The 14491-nt window shown below is 62.3% G+C and carries 11 protein-coding genes; 6 read left to right on the top strand and 5 right to left on the bottom strand.

Annotation, left to right across the window (positions count from 1 at the left end; all coding sequences use genetic code 11):
• Nucleotides 1-141: 141 nt before the first annotated feature.
• Nucleotides 142-1137 (bottom strand): substrate-binding domain-containing protein, encoded by a 996-nt coding sequence (locus AC1DZV_RS17885; RefSeq protein WP_476954283.1) that lies wholly within the window; start codon nt 1135-1137, stop codon nt 142-144.
• Nucleotides 1138-1382: 245 nt separating this feature from the next.
• Between AC1DZV_RS17885 and AC1DZV_RS17880 the strand changes: the two genes are divergently transcribed.
• The 3 genes from AC1DZV_RS17880 (at nt 1383) to AC1DZV_RS17870 (ending at nt 4305) form a co-directional block, all read left to right on the top strand.
• Nucleotides 1383-2267, top strand: a complete 885-nt coding sequence (locus tag AC1DZV_RS17880) for a sugar phosphate isomerase/epimerase family protein (protein WP_476951343.1) — start codon at nt 1383-1385, stop codon at nt 2265-2267.
• Nucleotides 2268-2549: 282 nt separating this feature from the next.
• Entirely contained in the window at nt 2550-3809 is a 1260-nt protein-coding gene (locus AC1DZV_RS17875; protein ID WP_476954282.1) for an NYN domain-containing protein, read from the top strand.
• 103 nt (nt 3810-3912) lie between these two features.
• On the top strand, nt 3913-4305 hold the full coding sequence (locus tag AC1DZV_RS17870) for a VOC family protein (RefSeq protein ID WP_243181647.1): 393 nt from the start codon (nt 3913-3915) through the stop codon (nt 4303-4305).
• Between the two features lie 151 nt (nt 4306-4456).
• On the opposite strand, the gene AC1DZV_RS17865 is transcribed toward AC1DZV_RS17870, so the two are convergent.
• A complete protein-coding gene (locus tag AC1DZV_RS17865; protein ID WP_230010888.1) occupies nt 4457-5632 on the bottom strand; it encodes a zinc-dependent alcohol dehydrogenase in 1176 nt (391 codons plus the stop codon).
• A gap of 1402 nt (nt 5633-7034) precedes the next feature.
• On the opposite strand from AC1DZV_RS17865, the gene AC1DZV_RS17860 reads away from it, so the two are divergent.
• Entirely contained in the window at nt 7035-9095 is a 2061-nt protein-coding gene (locus tag AC1DZV_RS17860) for a hypothetical protein (RefSeq protein WP_476954281.1), read from the top strand.
• Nucleotides 9096-9411: 316 nt separating this feature from the next.
• Nucleotides 9412-9888, top strand: a complete 477-nt coding sequence (locus AC1DZV_RS17855; RefSeq protein ID WP_476951346.1) for a hypothetical protein — start codon at nt 9412-9414, stop codon at nt 9886-9888.
• A gap of 67 nt (nt 9889-9955) precedes the next feature.
• On the opposite strand, the gene AC1DZV_RS17850 is transcribed toward AC1DZV_RS17855, so the two are convergent.
• From AC1DZV_RS17850 to AC1DZV_RS17840, 3 genes are all read right to left on the bottom strand, one after another.
• Nucleotides 9956-10960: a PDR/VanB family oxidoreductase gene (locus AC1DZV_RS17850; RefSeq protein WP_476951347.1), complete on the bottom strand. Its 1005-nt coding sequence runs from the start codon at nt 10958-10960 to the stop codon at nt 9956-9958.
• 35 nt (nt 10961-10995) lie between these two features.
• Complete coding sequence (locus AC1DZV_RS17845) at nt 10996-12093, bottom strand: aromatic ring-hydroxylating oxygenase subunit alpha (RefSeq protein ID WP_476954280.1); 1098 nt, start codon at nt 12091-12093, stop codon at nt 10996-10998.
• A gap of 172 nt (nt 12094-12265) precedes the next feature.
• Entirely contained in the window at nt 12266-12847 is a 582-nt protein-coding gene (locus tag AC1DZV_RS17840; protein ID WP_459385646.1) for a PadR family transcriptional regulator, read from the bottom strand.
• Nucleotides 12848-13114: 267 nt separating this feature from the next.
• On the opposite strand from AC1DZV_RS17840, the gene AC1DZV_RS17835 reads away from it, so the two are divergent.
• Nucleotides 13115-14449 (top strand): MFS transporter, encoded by a 1335-nt coding sequence (locus AC1DZV_RS17835; RefSeq protein WP_476954279.1) that lies wholly within the window; start codon nt 13115-13117, stop codon nt 14447-14449.
• The last annotated feature ends 42 nt before the right edge of the window (nt 14450-14491 follow it).

Genomic DNA, 14491 nt, shown 5'->3' with positions numbered 1-14491 from the left:
GGACGTCCGAGCAACTTCTGGAACGGACTGCGCTTGGCGACGCGCTCATCGGGCGCCGGCGACTTTGTCTTGGTCTGGGTGATGGTCATGATAAGTCTCCTAGCCGCCGGGCCGGCGCGAACCGGCCCGGCCAGCGGGCTGTTAGCGGATACCCTGCTCGGCGAACTTCAGGACATCAGCCGCATTGGACTCGTCCACGACGGCAGGACCGGTATAGACCTGCTGTCCCCCGCCTACCTTGAAGCCGCCTACCTTGTTCAGCCAGACCGAGTCCACAGCACCGTAGCCCTGCAGGTAGGGCTGCTGGTCCACGGTGAATTCCACAGTTCCGTCTTCGATGGCCTTTGCCAGCTCACCGTTGAGGTCAAAAGAGGCAACCTTGACCTTGCTTCCGGACTCCTTGACAGCTTTGACAATCGTCAGCGTGAAGGGGGCACCGAGGCCGACAATGGCATCGGCATCCGGGGTGGACTGGAGCTTCGCGCTGACCGTGGAGGAAACTGATGTCATATCGGCGCCGTTGACGTTGAGGATCTCCGATCCTGGTACCTGCTCCTTGACTCCGGCGCAGCGGTTCTCGAGGCCCACGTGGCCCTGCTCCATGATGACGCAGATCGGGTGCTTGATGCCCTCGGACGCGAGCCGCTGTCCGACGGTAACGCCGGCGAGCTTGTCGCTCTGGCCAAAGTGGGTAATTGCCCCCATGGCCTTTGACTGATCTTCGCCGGCGTTGAAGCTGACCACAGGAATCCCCGCGTCCACCGCCTTCTTCACCACGTCCTTGAGCGCTTCGGGCTTGGCGAGCGTAACGAGGATGCCGTCGACCTTCTGGTCAATGGCCTGCTGCACGAGCTGAGCCTGGCGTCCGCCTTCAGCGTCACCGCTGTACAGAAGGTCCACGTTGTCCTTCTTCGCGGCGGTTTCCGCGCCCTTGCGAACGATGTCCCAGAACGTGTCACCCGCCGCGGCGTGCGTGATCATCGCGACCTTGATGCGCGGGGTATCCACGGCCTGGCCCCCGCCGGCCGTAGCGCCTGAATCTGCCGGCTTGCCGCCGCTGCTCGAACATGCCGCCAACGCCAGAAGCGGAACGACGGCGAGTGCTGTAACGCCCCTCCGCCAAGTGAACTTTGCCACGTGAAATCTCCTTTGATTCGCGCCTTTTCGGCCCTCGGAACGCTTCTGTGTCATGCCGTGGCATGGAGGAAAACGGAGGCCGCCGGTTTGTGAACGATGGTGATCCACCTCTCACGATGGAACGTTCCAACCATAGATCGGGAATATTCTGAATGTCAATGGAACGTTCCAACAATGTGTGGTTTCATTCTTACATCGCACTGACCGCTCCCGGCGGCAGCCCGGATTTGCTTCAAAGGAGAAGAATGACCAAGCCCCATGCTCTGGAACTTGTCGCATCGTGTTGGACCAGCGCCGGCGCCGTGGCGCCGCTGCAGATCCCCGAGACCAGCCCAGTGCCCATCGCCGACCGTCTCGAAGCCATCGCCTCCACCGGGTGGTCAGGCTTCGGGCTCGCCCATGACGACCTCGCCGCCGCGCGCTCAGCCTTGGGCTTTCCGGCCCTGCGGAGCCTCATCGACGACGCCGGCCTCCGCCATGTGGAAGTTGAGCTCCTCAGCGACTGGTGGGACGAGAGCCTCGCGCATCGGTGGCGGCCCCAGTTCGACCTCCTTCTGGAAGCCGCCGAGACACTCGGTGCGCGCTTCATAAAAGTGGGAACGACTATCGGCGAACCCCTGGAGGAGCTCGATTTCCTGGTGGAACCCCTCCGCCGCCTGAGCGCTGAAGCCGCGCTTCGGGGGACGCGCATCGCTCTGGAACCGATGCCATTTTCGATGGTCGGATCGGTGCCGGCTGCGGCGGATCTCATGCGAAACGTCGACATGCCCGGTTGCGGGCTGGTCGTCGACTATTGGCATGTCTTCCGCGCCGGAACCTCCTTGGACGCGTTGTCCGGCAGCCTCGAGGCCCATCAGATTTTCGGAGTGGAACTCAATGACGCGGATACGGCGATCAGAGGTTCCCTTTTCGAAGACACCCGCGACAATCGCCGCCTCTGCGGACAGGGAGACCAGGATGTCTCAGGGTTCATCCAGACACTGAAATCCATCGGCTTCAACGGTCCCTGGGGCGTGGAAATCCTGTCCGAGGAACATCGCGCACTCCCCGTTCAGGACGCGCTGCGGGCCGCCCATGAAACGGCGCTGGCGTGCTTCCCGGAGGTTCCCGCGCTGCGCAGTGAAAAATAGGGTCCACCGGCAAGCGATTTGGGCGCCCTTGGACGGGGAAATTGTCGAAATACGCCTCGGAGACAGACCCGTACGAACAGGAAGGGTCGACGGCGTGACATCTGACGATCAAATACTGTGGATAGCTGCCGACGGCGCCGGGCCGTGCTCAATGTTCGAACGCGTCCACGACTTTTCGGTTTGGATTGAATACAGGTGGGAGTCAGCGTCCAGCGGGCAGTCACTGCCGGGCTGAGCGGCACCCTCTGGCACCTGCTGCCCTCCTGCTGGCACACTGAGCCGATGAGTGATCTCCTCCCCCAGTCCCGGCGGCCTGGCATCCGTGCCGCGATGTTCGTGGACTTCGACAACGTCTATACGGGCCTGATGGCCTTGGACCCGGCGGCCGCGAAGAGATTCGCCGAGGACCCCAAGCACTGGACGGAGGCGCTGGCCGCCGGCGGCGCGGGCGAAGAATCCCGGCGCTTCCTGATCCGTAACTGCTATCTCAATCCGGTGATCTACTCCAAGTACCGGCCGTACTGGACCCGCGCGGGCTTCCGCGTGATCGACTGCCCCTCCCTGACCCAGCGGGGCAAGTCCAGCACCGATATCAACCTGGTGTTGGACGCAATGGATGCCCTGGCCGGCGCGGCCCACATTGAGGAGTTCTTCGTCGCGTCTGCGGACGCCGACTTCACCTCGCTGGTCCAGCGGTTCCGGGCGGCCGACCGGATGACCACCGTCATCGCTGCCGGCGCTGTGGCGTTCGCGTACCGGGAGATGGCCGACAGCGTGGTGGAGTCCCACGATTTCGTGGCAATCCTCAACGGGACAGCGGCCGGCATCCCCCGCATGGTCCCGTCCGCCGGACTTGGCGCCCCGCTCCGCACCGTCCCGGGCACGCCCGGGTCCGCGACGTCGGCCGCCGACGAGGTCCGCGCCCTGGTGCAGGCCGCGCCGGGTCCGGTCACGGGAGCGGTCGCGGCGCACCGGGCCCTGACCGCGGACCCGTCGCTGAAGACAGATTGGGGCGGCCACGGCAAGTTCGGGGCCTGGATCGCCCAGATCGGCCAGGGCGTCCAATACTCGTCCACGCCGTCGCCCGGCTGGGTGTGGGACGCGAAGCGGTTTTCCCCGGAGCCCTCCTCGCTGGCCTCAGACGCCCGGCCCGCGATCGAGGAGCAGGTCACCCGGGTCACGGACGTTCCGGCGCTGTCGGCAGAACAGTTCAGACAGGTCTTCCTGTCCCTGGCGGCGAAGCTGCGCGACCATTCGGGCAACCGCAGCGAATTGGCACGCTCCGTTCGGGACGACTGCGTGGCGGCCGGGCAGCCGGTGTCCCGCTCTGCCGTCAACTTCGTGATCCAGGGCGTGGTGTACGTCGGCGGCTCCCTCGCAGGGGAGATTTCAGCGCGGGAACTCGCTGCCGCGTGGACCCGAAACGTGGAAGAGCTGTGCCGGCTGGCCCTCATGGAGTTCGACGACGCCGAAAAGCTCGCGCTCAGGCGCTGGGCCGGCGGCGGGCTGCTGGAGTCCGGCCCCGGCGCCTCCCGGGCGTAGCGAACCTCCCGCCGTCGTGGGCTTGCGCTGGGTGCGAAACAGATCGACAGTGTGATCTATCTACATCGAGCACTAACCAAACGAATTCGGAAAGGAGCTGGAAATGCCCAACGACCTTACGGAGCTGGTGAGCGTTCGGTACATGGTGGCCGACGTCGATGCCGCGGTCGACTTCTATACAACGCATCTCGGATTCACCGTCAGGATGAGCGCCGCGCCGGCGTTCGCCGACGTCACCCGCGGCCGGTTGCGGCTCCTCCTGAGCGGGCCGGCCAGCTCAGCAGGCCGTCCCATGCCGGACGGCACGGTGCCCGTGCCGGGAGGGTGGAACCGCATTCACCTCATCGTGGGCGATATCGCGGCCGAAGTGGAGCGGTTGCGCGGCGCAGGCGTCACGTTCCGGAACGACATTGTCAAGGGCCCAGGCGGACAGCAGATCCTGCTGGAGGACCCGTCCGGGAACGTTGTCGAGTTATTCCAACCCGCCGGCGAATAGCGGCCGTTTCACACACAAGCGGACGACGGCGGGATTCCTCTTCACCGAGGTCGCCTAGCTGGGCTCCCGTTCCCGTCGAATGGGGAGCCCAGCAGCGCTTGGGTCCGGCACGGAAGACCTGAGGAGATCTCCCGGAGCGGGGACATCTTCGCTACGGCTTCAGGACCACCTTGATGCAGCCGTCTTCCTTTTTCTGGAAGATCTCGTAGGCGGCCGCGGCACCGTCGAGGTCGACCTCGTGAGTCTTCAGGTCCATGACGCCGAGCGGGTCTGCGGAATCTTCCACGAGCGGGAGCAGCTCGTCCGTCCACCGGCGGACGTTGCACTGGCCCATCCGGAGTTGGATCTGCTTGTCGAACATGCTCAGCAGGGGCATGGGGCTCGCTGTACCCCCGTACACCCCGCTTAGCGAAACGGTGCCTCCCCGGCGCACGGAGTCGATCGCTGCATGGAGGACCGTCATGCGGTCTACACCCGCAGTCTCCATGGCCTTCTTTGCCAAGGCATCCGGCAAGAGCCCCACCGCATTCTGCGCAAAGGCGCCGACGGGCGAATTGTGCGCTTCCATGCCGACGGCGTCGACGACCGCGTCGGGGCCCCTTCCATCCGTCATATCGCGAAGCTGGTCGCTGACGTCCTTTGTGAAATCGATCGTTTCCACCCCGTGCCGCTCGGCCATGCGGCGGCGTTCCGGAACCGGCTCGATGGCGATGACGCGCTGACCCAGGTGTCGACCGACGCGGCTGGCGAACTGCCCCACCGGGCCGAGACCAAAGACGGCCAGTGTGCCGCCGGCGGGGACGTCGGCGTATTTCACTCCCTGCCAGGCGGTGGGAAGAATATCGGAGAGGTAGAGATACCGCTCATCAGGCAGTTCGTGCCCGACCTTTATCGGCCCGTAGTCGGCGTGGGGCACGCGCAGGTATTCCGCCTGCCCACCGGGGACCGAACCGTAGAGCTCGGAGAACCCGAACAGGCTCGCCCCGCTGTTGTGGGCATGGACCTGGGTGGTTTCACACTGGGACTGCAGCCCCTGTTTGCACATCCAGCAATGGCCGCAGGAGATGTTGAAGGGGATGACCACCCTGTCGCCCGGCTTGAGGTTCCTGACCTCGGAGCCGACCTCCTCAACGACGCCCATGGGTTCGTGCCCCAGGATGTCGCCGGCCTTCATATAGGGGCCAAGGACCTCGTACAGGTGGAGGTCCGAGCCGCATATGGCCGATGAGGTGATCCTGACGATGGCGTCCGTCCCCTTCTCAATGACCGGATCCGGAACCATCTCCACGCTGACCGACCGCTTTCCCTGCCAGGTAAGTGCCCTCATATTCACTCCTTCAGTCGCAACCAAATTAGTAAGTCTACTGATCAATAAGATCATTCCTTGTTTGCGCCCGGATGGGAAGGAGCGTCGGTCTGAGTTCTACGAGGACGGCGACTTAGATGGTCGAACCGGATGGCGATAAGCTCGCGCGAAGGGCGGGAGCCAGCGGCTGAGGGCAGGGTGCGGCCACGGCCTGGCATCCGCCCTGGCCGCCCGCCCCAAGTAGCCGCCCGGCGGGTCAGCGGCACCTTCGCACAAAGCGGACGACGGCGGGACTCCCGCCGTCGTCCGCTGCGTTTGGTCTCGTTTACCTACAGTGCCGGCGCTCGAGTGGTTGTGACGATTTCGGCTTCGTCCGTGCTCGCTATTATGCGAGCACCGCCGCCACCGCCACCGCCACCGCCGCTGCCGCCCTCGTTAGTCAGAACATCGCTAATTGCGTCCCAAGCGCGACCGGTGAGGTCCTTAGCCGCGTCCCATATACCCGACAGACTGAACGCAGCTGCCTCAAACCCAGGGCTCGCTGTCCTTGAGACCACGAGATCTGGCGTCTTGCGTTCTGCATCGCATTCAGCTGTTAAAAGTGCTGCCCGACCGTGCACCATTGCACGAATTCGATCGCTCTGGCCGAACGCTAGAGGTTCAGATGTAAAAACACCGGGCGCGTCTGCAACCGGCTTGAAGGAATTGCTAATCATTTTCTCTCCGTTGATCCCCAGATTCGGAGCTGTCTAACAGACGCGGAAGCATGAGCTTCAGCGTAAGTGATATTCCGCGGCAACCTGAAATTTGGCGCGGGAATAATCGGCACACATGCATATTTACGGCCGGTCAGAACTTTGAGTTATCCCCCCCATCATTGACTTCCACTCGTCATGGTCCTCGCAGGAGACGCGAAAGTCAACGGGCTGTTTACACGTGATTCCGCGCGGAAGTTTTAACCAAAGCAGCCAACCGGGAGTGTGAATTGCATGAGCTACTGTCCCTTCGCGGAGCTCCTCGATCGTCGGTCCGCCGTGTCCGGCCTGCCTCGATCGTCTCGACGGTGCGTGACTGCGTCCGGGCCCACCCGGACCCATCAATGTGGCGGCCGGTCGCGAGGCAAAGCACCGGAACCGGGCCGCCGCTCCCCCGAAAATCAATCGGCTATCGAGCTTTGGGGCGATGTTCAAGGACGGTTTGTGGTGGTTATGATTCGGTCATGCCGAACCCGCGATTGTCTCTCGCCCTAGAACGGATTGGCCCTGGAGACTGGGAGATATTCGAATCGTTCGCGTCGGAGTTCTTAGCCGTCGAATATCCAGCTCTGCGGACGATGGCAGCTCCGAACGGAGACAAGGGTAGAGACGCCGAAATATTCACGATTGACGGGGTGCCAAAAGTTGCATTTCAGTACTCTGTCACAGTGAGTTGGAAGTCGAAAATTACGAGCACGCTGGACACCCTCAAGAAGAATTTTCCTTCGGTCAGCACCATGATCTATCTGACTAACCAGGTGATTGGTCCGGCTGCCGATGAACTCAGGGAAGAGTCTCGACGTGATCGGAATATAACCGTAGACATCCGGGACCGGTCGTGGTTTGTGGACCGCGAGAAGTCCTATCCGCAACGACGAGTGGCCAGTGAAGAGCTGGCTCAGCGATTTGTGGATCCGCTCCTGTCCAAACGAGGGGTCCTCGAAAGAATATCGACCTTGACCGCCGATGAGAGCAAGGTCGCGGTGCTGCACTTGGCTCTCGACGGCGAAGATCAGGCAACCGATCAGAGTCTTACCAAGAGCTGCTTCGAGTCATTGGTCTTGGCGGCGCTTCACGATTCGAACACATACAACAGGCTCAGCCTGAGCGAAATCAAAGATGGCGTCGCCCTCCGCATGCCCGTGGGGAAGCGAGGGCAGGTCGATGCTCTGACCCTGAGCGCATTGAACCGCCTGTCTCGGAAGGGCCCCATCAAACAACACAAATCAGCGTCCGGGGCCGAGGACACGTACCATCTCAGTTTTGAGGAGGCCAAGAGGATAAATGATCAGACAGCCAAATTCCTTCTTGATGAAGCTGCCCTCGATGCGAAACTCATTGCGGCGGTTCGAGCCGTCGAAGCACCGAAGGCACTGAGCGAAGCACAGTTGACGGAGATTTCCCGGCAACTGCGAACAGTGTTGGAAGAAACACTCCTGGAACGAGGTGAGTCTTTTGCCGAAGCCGTGGAGACAGGAGCACCGTTCCAACTCAGCCCTGTAGGCATAGCGGACCGAATTACAGCAAATGGTGGCATCCATGAACTCAGTTCTGATGCCGCGGCCGTGGCCATAATGCACGTACTGGAACAGCCTTCGCCGCAAACACAGTCGCATCTTCGGCGACTAGCCGACGCATACACGCTTTTCGCATTCCTAAAACAAACCCCGGACGTCCAGAAAGTCGTGCTCAACGTCTTCAGTGAAGGCGACATATGGATGGACACCACCGCGATCCTGCCCCTTATCGGAGAGAGCCTGGTAGACGATCCGGAAGAGCGCCACTTTACGATTCTGATGCGCGCAGCGGTAGACGCAGGGTTGCTTCTATATGTAACTGACGGAGTCGTTGAAGAAGTTGAAAGACACCTCAACCTGGCGGTTGCTTATGGTCACAACAGAACGTCGACTTGGTCAGGAAGGGTGCCCTTCCTTTATTCGGCCTTCGTGCTCTCGGGCCGACCAGAGACTGAATTCCTGGACTGGCAACGGAACATCTGTGGACGAGAACAGCCGTTGCAGGACGTCAGCGACTACCTTGCCGACGAATTCTCTATCGAGACCAAGAGTCTTCTTGAGTACTCGAATGCCGCATCGACCGAACTCCGGGGTGCAGTTCAGGAACTATGGAATGAGACTCACGAGAGAAGGCGTCAACGAGGTGATTACGGAGCCGAGCAAGGGACGCGGTCTCGCCTGGTTGCCCACGACGTCGAAAACTCAGTCGGCGTCATCGAGTATCGGAGAACGATTGGACCATCACCCATGGGCTACCTTGCATGGTGGCTGACGTTCGACAGAACAGCAATGAAGATGAAGGACCACCTACGGGAGCGCCTTGGCCCGCAAGCCCCTGCGTCGCCGGTGTTGAGTCCGGATTTCCTCACACAATTGCTTCGCTTGGGCCCGCTCCGAACCGCCATCGAACAGGATCTGAGAGTGCAGCTACCCCTGCTCACGGACATGAGCGTCAATCACTACGCTCCGCAGGCTCTGCTCGATTTGGCCACGGAAACGCGAGAAAAGTCGTCGAGCCAGAATGAACGGGTAGTGCGTCGCGAAGTCCGTGACGCGGTGAACCGTGCAAGGCAGCAGATGGGGCCCACGGCGGTCGGCGGCGTTCGAGCAATGGAGGATCGAATTTCAGCTTCCATCAGACGTCAGTCACCCGGACGAATCCTGCCGGCGGACGCACATAACCAGCAGTCGGACGGCAGCCGCATTCCATAGGGCGTCTGGCCGAGAGGCTGGTGCACGCCGTGAGACCAAACCTCACTTCCCGTTCCAAACGATTGACCCTGCCGGCGGATCGATGGGGATCTTCTCCTCACGCGAGGATGCCGAGCGCTTTATCGCCGGTGATCCTTTCACCGTCGAGGGGCTCGCCGTCCCGCGAATCCTTGAGTGGAACGCCGTGCGTTTCGATTAGGCGCATTCGTCGGAGGCCTGAGCTTCGGCACGGCACCGGACGGTACGACCCCGGTTTCGCTCCGAACTGGGCTGCAGCAGCCGCACGCCCACTGCTGTCGCATGGGAGTATTCATCTATGACTATCGATAATGATGCTGCCAACCTCCCGGCGCAATTGGACTCTCACGGCACAGACGACTCGATCGAAGTCAACCGTGGTTGGGACCACATCGGGGCCATCATTGTCGATGCGACCCTGCAGCGGCGACAGAACTACCACGCGACCGTCAGGCCGCGCGTTGTCGCTCTGGTCGGGGCATGGCCTGATGCCGCCACGACCAGTGGATTCCGGCGGCGCCTCGATACCGGGACGCTTTCCGAAGTTATCAGCTGGCCGTCCCCCGGCCGCCTCGCCCAGGTTGAGGACATGACGCGCGTGTTCGAGAGCCAGGGCATCGAGACGGTAGTCGAACTCCGAGGAGCACTTGGCGACGACGCCCGCAGAGCCGTTCTCCGGGAGGCCCTTGGGGCCGTGCGGCATGTCAGTCCCAAAACGCTCGATTACATTGACACCCTGAGCGGAGTGTCAACGGGCGGGGCCGTCGAAGAGTAAAAGCGGGGAGTGGTCCAGGTTCGCCAGCGGACTCCAGGTCCACCCCGAGCGGCGGAGTTGTGGGCACTCAAACGTCGATTGTGACGATGGCACAGGAGGTTTCCGAGTCTGCACGTGTGCCGGATTCTAAGCTGACGGCCCGGGAGACGCAGCAGCACATCTTGGCTGCGGAATGCTGCTGACGTTCGCTATAGAAGACATCGCGGTGGTCGATGGAGCCCCGCAGGCCGAGCAAACGCACTTCACACAGCCCACATTCGCCCTTGCGGCAGTCGAACATCATGTCGACGCCGGCGTCCTCGAGCGCTTCCAGCATGGACTTTCCGGCAGGGACGGTGGCCTCGACGCCCAGCCGGGGCACGCGCACCACGAACTCCTCGGGGTCGAACCAGCCGCTGTTGCCAAAGGTCTCGTAGCGGAGGTTTGTCACGTTGAGCGCCCGGGCATCCCAGCCCCGTTTGACGGCGTCCATGAGCCGGATGGGTCCGCACATGTACAGCTCGGTGTCCGGCTCAATCGTGGCCAGCAGCTCATCTACGTTGAGGGCGGTGCCTTCATCGTCCACGTGGACTCGCAGCGCGTCGCCATGCAGCTGCTCCAATTGCGCCAGGTAGGCCATGGCGGGGCGGCTGCGGCCGGCGTACACGAAGGTGTAGTCGGCCTTGATGTTTCGGAGCACCCGGGCCATGTTGATCATGGCGGTGATGCCGATCCCGCCGGCCAGCAGGACGTAGCGCGGAGCGCCGATCCGCAGAGGGAAATTCTGCAGCGGCTGCGTGATCTCCAGCCGGTCACCTGGCTCTAGGGCCTGCATGAAGTGGGAGCCGCCCCGGGATTGAGGGGCCCTGAAGACGCTGATCGCCACACGTCGGCCGTCCCCGCTCGAATCGACGATGGAGTAGGAGCGCCTGTGCTGCTCGCCGTTGATCGAGACCATCACGTCAATGTGCGAGCCCGGCTCGGCTTTCATGGGCCTGGACTGTTCCAGGACCAGGCGCCGGGTCTTTGCGGTAATGTCCTCCGCCTCGACCACAGTGCCGATCTGCCAGACTTCGATGTTCGTTGCAGCCATGTCTTCTTCTAACTTCCTGGGATCGGGCGATCGGGTCAGACGGTGGGGATCAGTCGGCCTTCGGCGGCGAGTTGTCGCTCTATCAGCCGTCGCACCCACATGCCGCCGGCGTCGATGTTGAGGTTGTAGAACTCGTAGTCCGGGTTGGCGTCAATAGCATTCTGCTGGGCCGCCAGCATTTCTTCGTCCTCGCCGAACACGCCGTGTACGCCGTTGCGCAGCTGGGTGGTGATCAGCTGGCTTTCCAGCCGGTAGTTGCGCATGAAGGCCCAGAAGTAGTGGCATGTTTTGGCGCTTTCCGGCGAAATCGTGTTCATCACGAAGCCGTTGACGCCCTGGCTGCGGTCGCCTTCGGGGGCGCCAGTGCCCGCCTTGGCTACTCCGACGTCGATGTTGATGGTCGAGGGCGACTGGAAGGTGATGATCTGCCAGCGGTCAACCCGCCCTTCGAAACCCGGGAACTTGTCCCGCATGTTTTTAAGCCAGAACGGCGGAGCCTCGATGTCGAGCATCCAGCGCGATACCGTGACGGTGTTGTCGTCATGGGTCACGACGAAATCGGACTCACTCAGCTCGTCCTGGCCGATCGAGGAAGAGTGGACGAATTCCTCATGGGTGAGGTCCATCAGGTTGTCCAGAACGAGCTGGTAGTTGCACGGTGCCAAAATGGTCTCGCCATCACCGGCCCAATCATCCGAGCTCATTTGGTGCATGTCCGGGATAAGGGCCGGATCCGCGAGGGTGGCATCCCCCAGCCACACCCACACATAGCGGTAGCGCTCGATCACGGGGAAAGACGGTACGGTGGCGCTGGGATTAATGGTTTCCTGGGCGGGCATGGAGACACAGCGGCCGGCGGAGTTGTAGATAATCCCGTGGTACGGGCACTGGATTTGGTCCTTGCCGAGGGTCCTGCCCATGGACAGCGGGGCCAGGCGGTGCCAGCAGGCGTCCGCCAGCGCCACTGCCTTGCCGTCCTCGGTGCGGTACAGGGCGAGCGGGCGGTCCGCAATCCGGCGCGACATCGGCTTGCGGGTTACCTCGTGGTCCCACGCGGCGACATACCAGGCGTTAAGCGGATAACCAAGCACTTTGTTCGTTGTAGAGCTCATGGACTGCATCAGCGCGGTCATGATCGATCCTTCCTCTCACGGTATACCTATGCTCATAGGTAGTGGCTTGGATCACAGCATAACTATGTTGATAGGTAGTGGCAAGGCCCCCCAGCTGCCCCCGTAAGCGAAACCGCAGAAGGGGACGACAAAAGGCCCGGACACCCAGTCGGGCATCCGGGCCTTTCGGCACTCAAGACTCGAGCTTGTCGATCAGTTCCAGGCCGCGCCTAGCCCACTCGATCTCCGCTTTGGCGCGTTCGATCATGCCTTCATAGGTGAAGATTTTGTAGCCGGCAATCTTGGCCCGGTCCTCCTCAGGCGCGGCCTCGAGGCGGCGCGCAAGCGTGGGGTTGCTCCGGTCTTCCAAGGCGGCAACCATGTTCTGCCACTGCTGCGCGCGGGAGGAGTGATAGGCAATATGGGCGCGCATCTGCGCTCGCGCGGCTTCGGGGTCGGCCCATTCAAGGTAGGCCGCCTTAAGATGGATCGGGTCACGCTCCCGGGCGTAGTCCAGGGTGGTATTCATCCATGCCCGGAAAGCCTCGACCCCTTCCGGAGTGATGTGATAGCGCTTCTTTTTGCCTTTTTTGCCCCAGGGCTCTTCCACTCCGCTCAGCAGGCCATCCTTTTCCATTCGCCGGAGTTCGGGATAGATCTGCGAGTCCGGTGCGTGCCAGACGTAGCCGACGGATTGTTCAAAGTGCTTGAAAACGTCATAGCCCGTGAGGGGCTGAGACGTCAGCAGCGCAAGCAGGGCATAACGCAAACTCACCCGCCACCGATCCTCTCCGTCAGGGCGCCCTGCTGCCGATGCCTTGCGGCAGGGCCGGGCGCCGCCTCCATTAAACCCCTTGTCAACTAACTACGTTCATAGTTATGCTGTGTCCCGCGCCACATTTACCTATCAGTATAGATAGTTTCCCGACTGCCAGCCTTCAACGACGAGGCCCGGCCTCCGCCTCCAGAAGAGCCACCAGATCTTCTGCACCTCAGTTTCAGCATCTGCCCGGACCGTCCGTGGCCTCTAGAAAGTAGTCCCATGCAACTTCAAGAACGCATCGACGCGTCCCGTATGTCTCTGTATCAATGGCTGATCGTGGGCCTGTGCATCGTCCTCAACGCCCTCGATGGCTTCGATGTGCTGGCCATGGCCTTCACCGCCAACAGCGTGACCCGGGACTTCGGCCTTAGCGGCGCCGAACTGGGTATCCTGCTAAGCGCCGGACTGGTCGGGATGGCCATCGGCTCGCTGGGCCTCGCGCCCTTTGCCGATGTCATCGGGCGCCGGCCCATGGTCCTGATTTCGGTCGGTCTCGCAACTGCCGGGATGCTGCTGGCCTCCGTAGCGCACTCTGCCGTGGAACTCGGGATTTGGCGCGTGGTCACGGGCCTCGGTATCGGCGGGATACTCGCCTGCACAAATGTCATCGCCAGCGAGTACTCCTCCAAGCGCTGGCGCGGGCTGGCCATCAGCATCTACACCGCGGGATATGGCATCGGGGCAACGCTCGGCGGCGCAGCGGCGGTGACTCTGCAGGCCAGCTTCGGCTGGCGTTCTGTGTTTCTATTCGGCGGCATCTGCACTGCCGCCGTCTTCGTACTGCTCGCTGTCCTTCTGCCCGAGTCTGTGGACTTCCTCGCTAACCGGCGTCCCCGCAATGTCTTGGACCGCCTGAACAGGATCGCGCGCAAGATCGGACAGCCCGCCGTCACCGAACTGCCGGCAGTGGCGGCCAAGAATGATCGCAGGAACAAGGTCTCCGAACTGTTCACAGCCGGCAACCGCCGCTCCACCTGGCTCGTCTGGCTTGCCTTCTTTGCCACCATGTTCGGTTTCTACTTCGTGAACAGCTGGACCCCGCGGCTCCTCGTCACGGCCGGCATGACCGAAAGCCAGGGAGTCGTCGGCGGGCTGATGCTGACGTTAGGCGGCACCTTCGGGTCGTTGCTCTATGGACTGCTGACCATCCGCTGGAACAGCCGGAAGGTGATGGTCATCTTCGCCGTCCTGTCGGCGGCCACCATGGTGATGTTCATTTCCACCGCGGGTATGCTGGTCCTCGCCTTCGTCGCGGGCGGCGTTGTCGGCATGCTCATCAACGGCTGCATCGCGGGCATGTACACAATTACCCCGGCGCTCTATGGCGCTTCCGTCCGGAGCACCGGCGTGGGCTGGGCCATCGGGATAGGCCGCGTTGGTGCCATCGTCGCTCCGCTCATCACCGGAGCCCTGCTCGACGCGCACTGGACAGCGTCCATGCTGTACATGGGCGTCGGCGTCGTAGTCCTGGTGGCAGGCGGCGCAGTTGCGGCAATGCGGCCATCCCAGCGACGACGGCGGGACTTCCCGCCGTCGTCCGCTCCTCCCTGCTGAACCCACAGCACATGAGCTAGGCCGGCGGGGGAAGAGCGCCAT

This window comes from Arthrobacter sp. P1_D12, assembly GCF_056406175.1.
This window is presented reverse-complemented; position numbering and strand designations above follow the sequence as displayed.

Coding starts and splice junctions, on each gene's coding strand:
- AC1DZV_RS17880 (WP_476951343.1), top strand. CDS start 1,383: ATGACCAAGCCCCATGCTCTGGAACTTGTCGCATCGTGTTGGACCAGC.
- AC1DZV_RS17875 (WP_476954282.1), top strand. CDS start 2,550: ATGAGTGATCTCCTCCCCCAGTCCCGGCGGCCTGGCATCCGTGCCGCG.
- AC1DZV_RS17870 (WP_243181647.1), top strand. CDS start 3,913: ATGCCCAACGACCTTACGGAGCTGGTGAGCGTTCGGTACATGGTGGCC.
- AC1DZV_RS17865 (WP_230010888.1), bottom strand. CDS start 5,632: ATGAGGGCACTTACCTGGCAGGGAAAGCGGTCGGTCAGCGTGGAGATG.
- AC1DZV_RS17855 (WP_476951346.1), top strand. CDS start 9,412: ATGACTATCGATAATGATGCTGCCAACCTCCCGGCGCAATTGGACTCT.
- AC1DZV_RS17850 (WP_476951347.1), bottom strand. CDS start 10,960: ATGGCTGCAACGAACATCGAAGTCTGGCAGATCGGCACTGTGGTCGAG.
- AC1DZV_RS17845 (WP_476954280.1), bottom strand. CDS start 12,093: ATGACCGCGCTGATGCAGTCCATGAGCTCTACAACGAACAAAGTGCTT.
- AC1DZV_RS17835 (WP_476954279.1), top strand. CDS start 13,115: ATGCAACTTCAAGAACGCATCGACGCGTCCCGTATGTCTCTGTATCAA.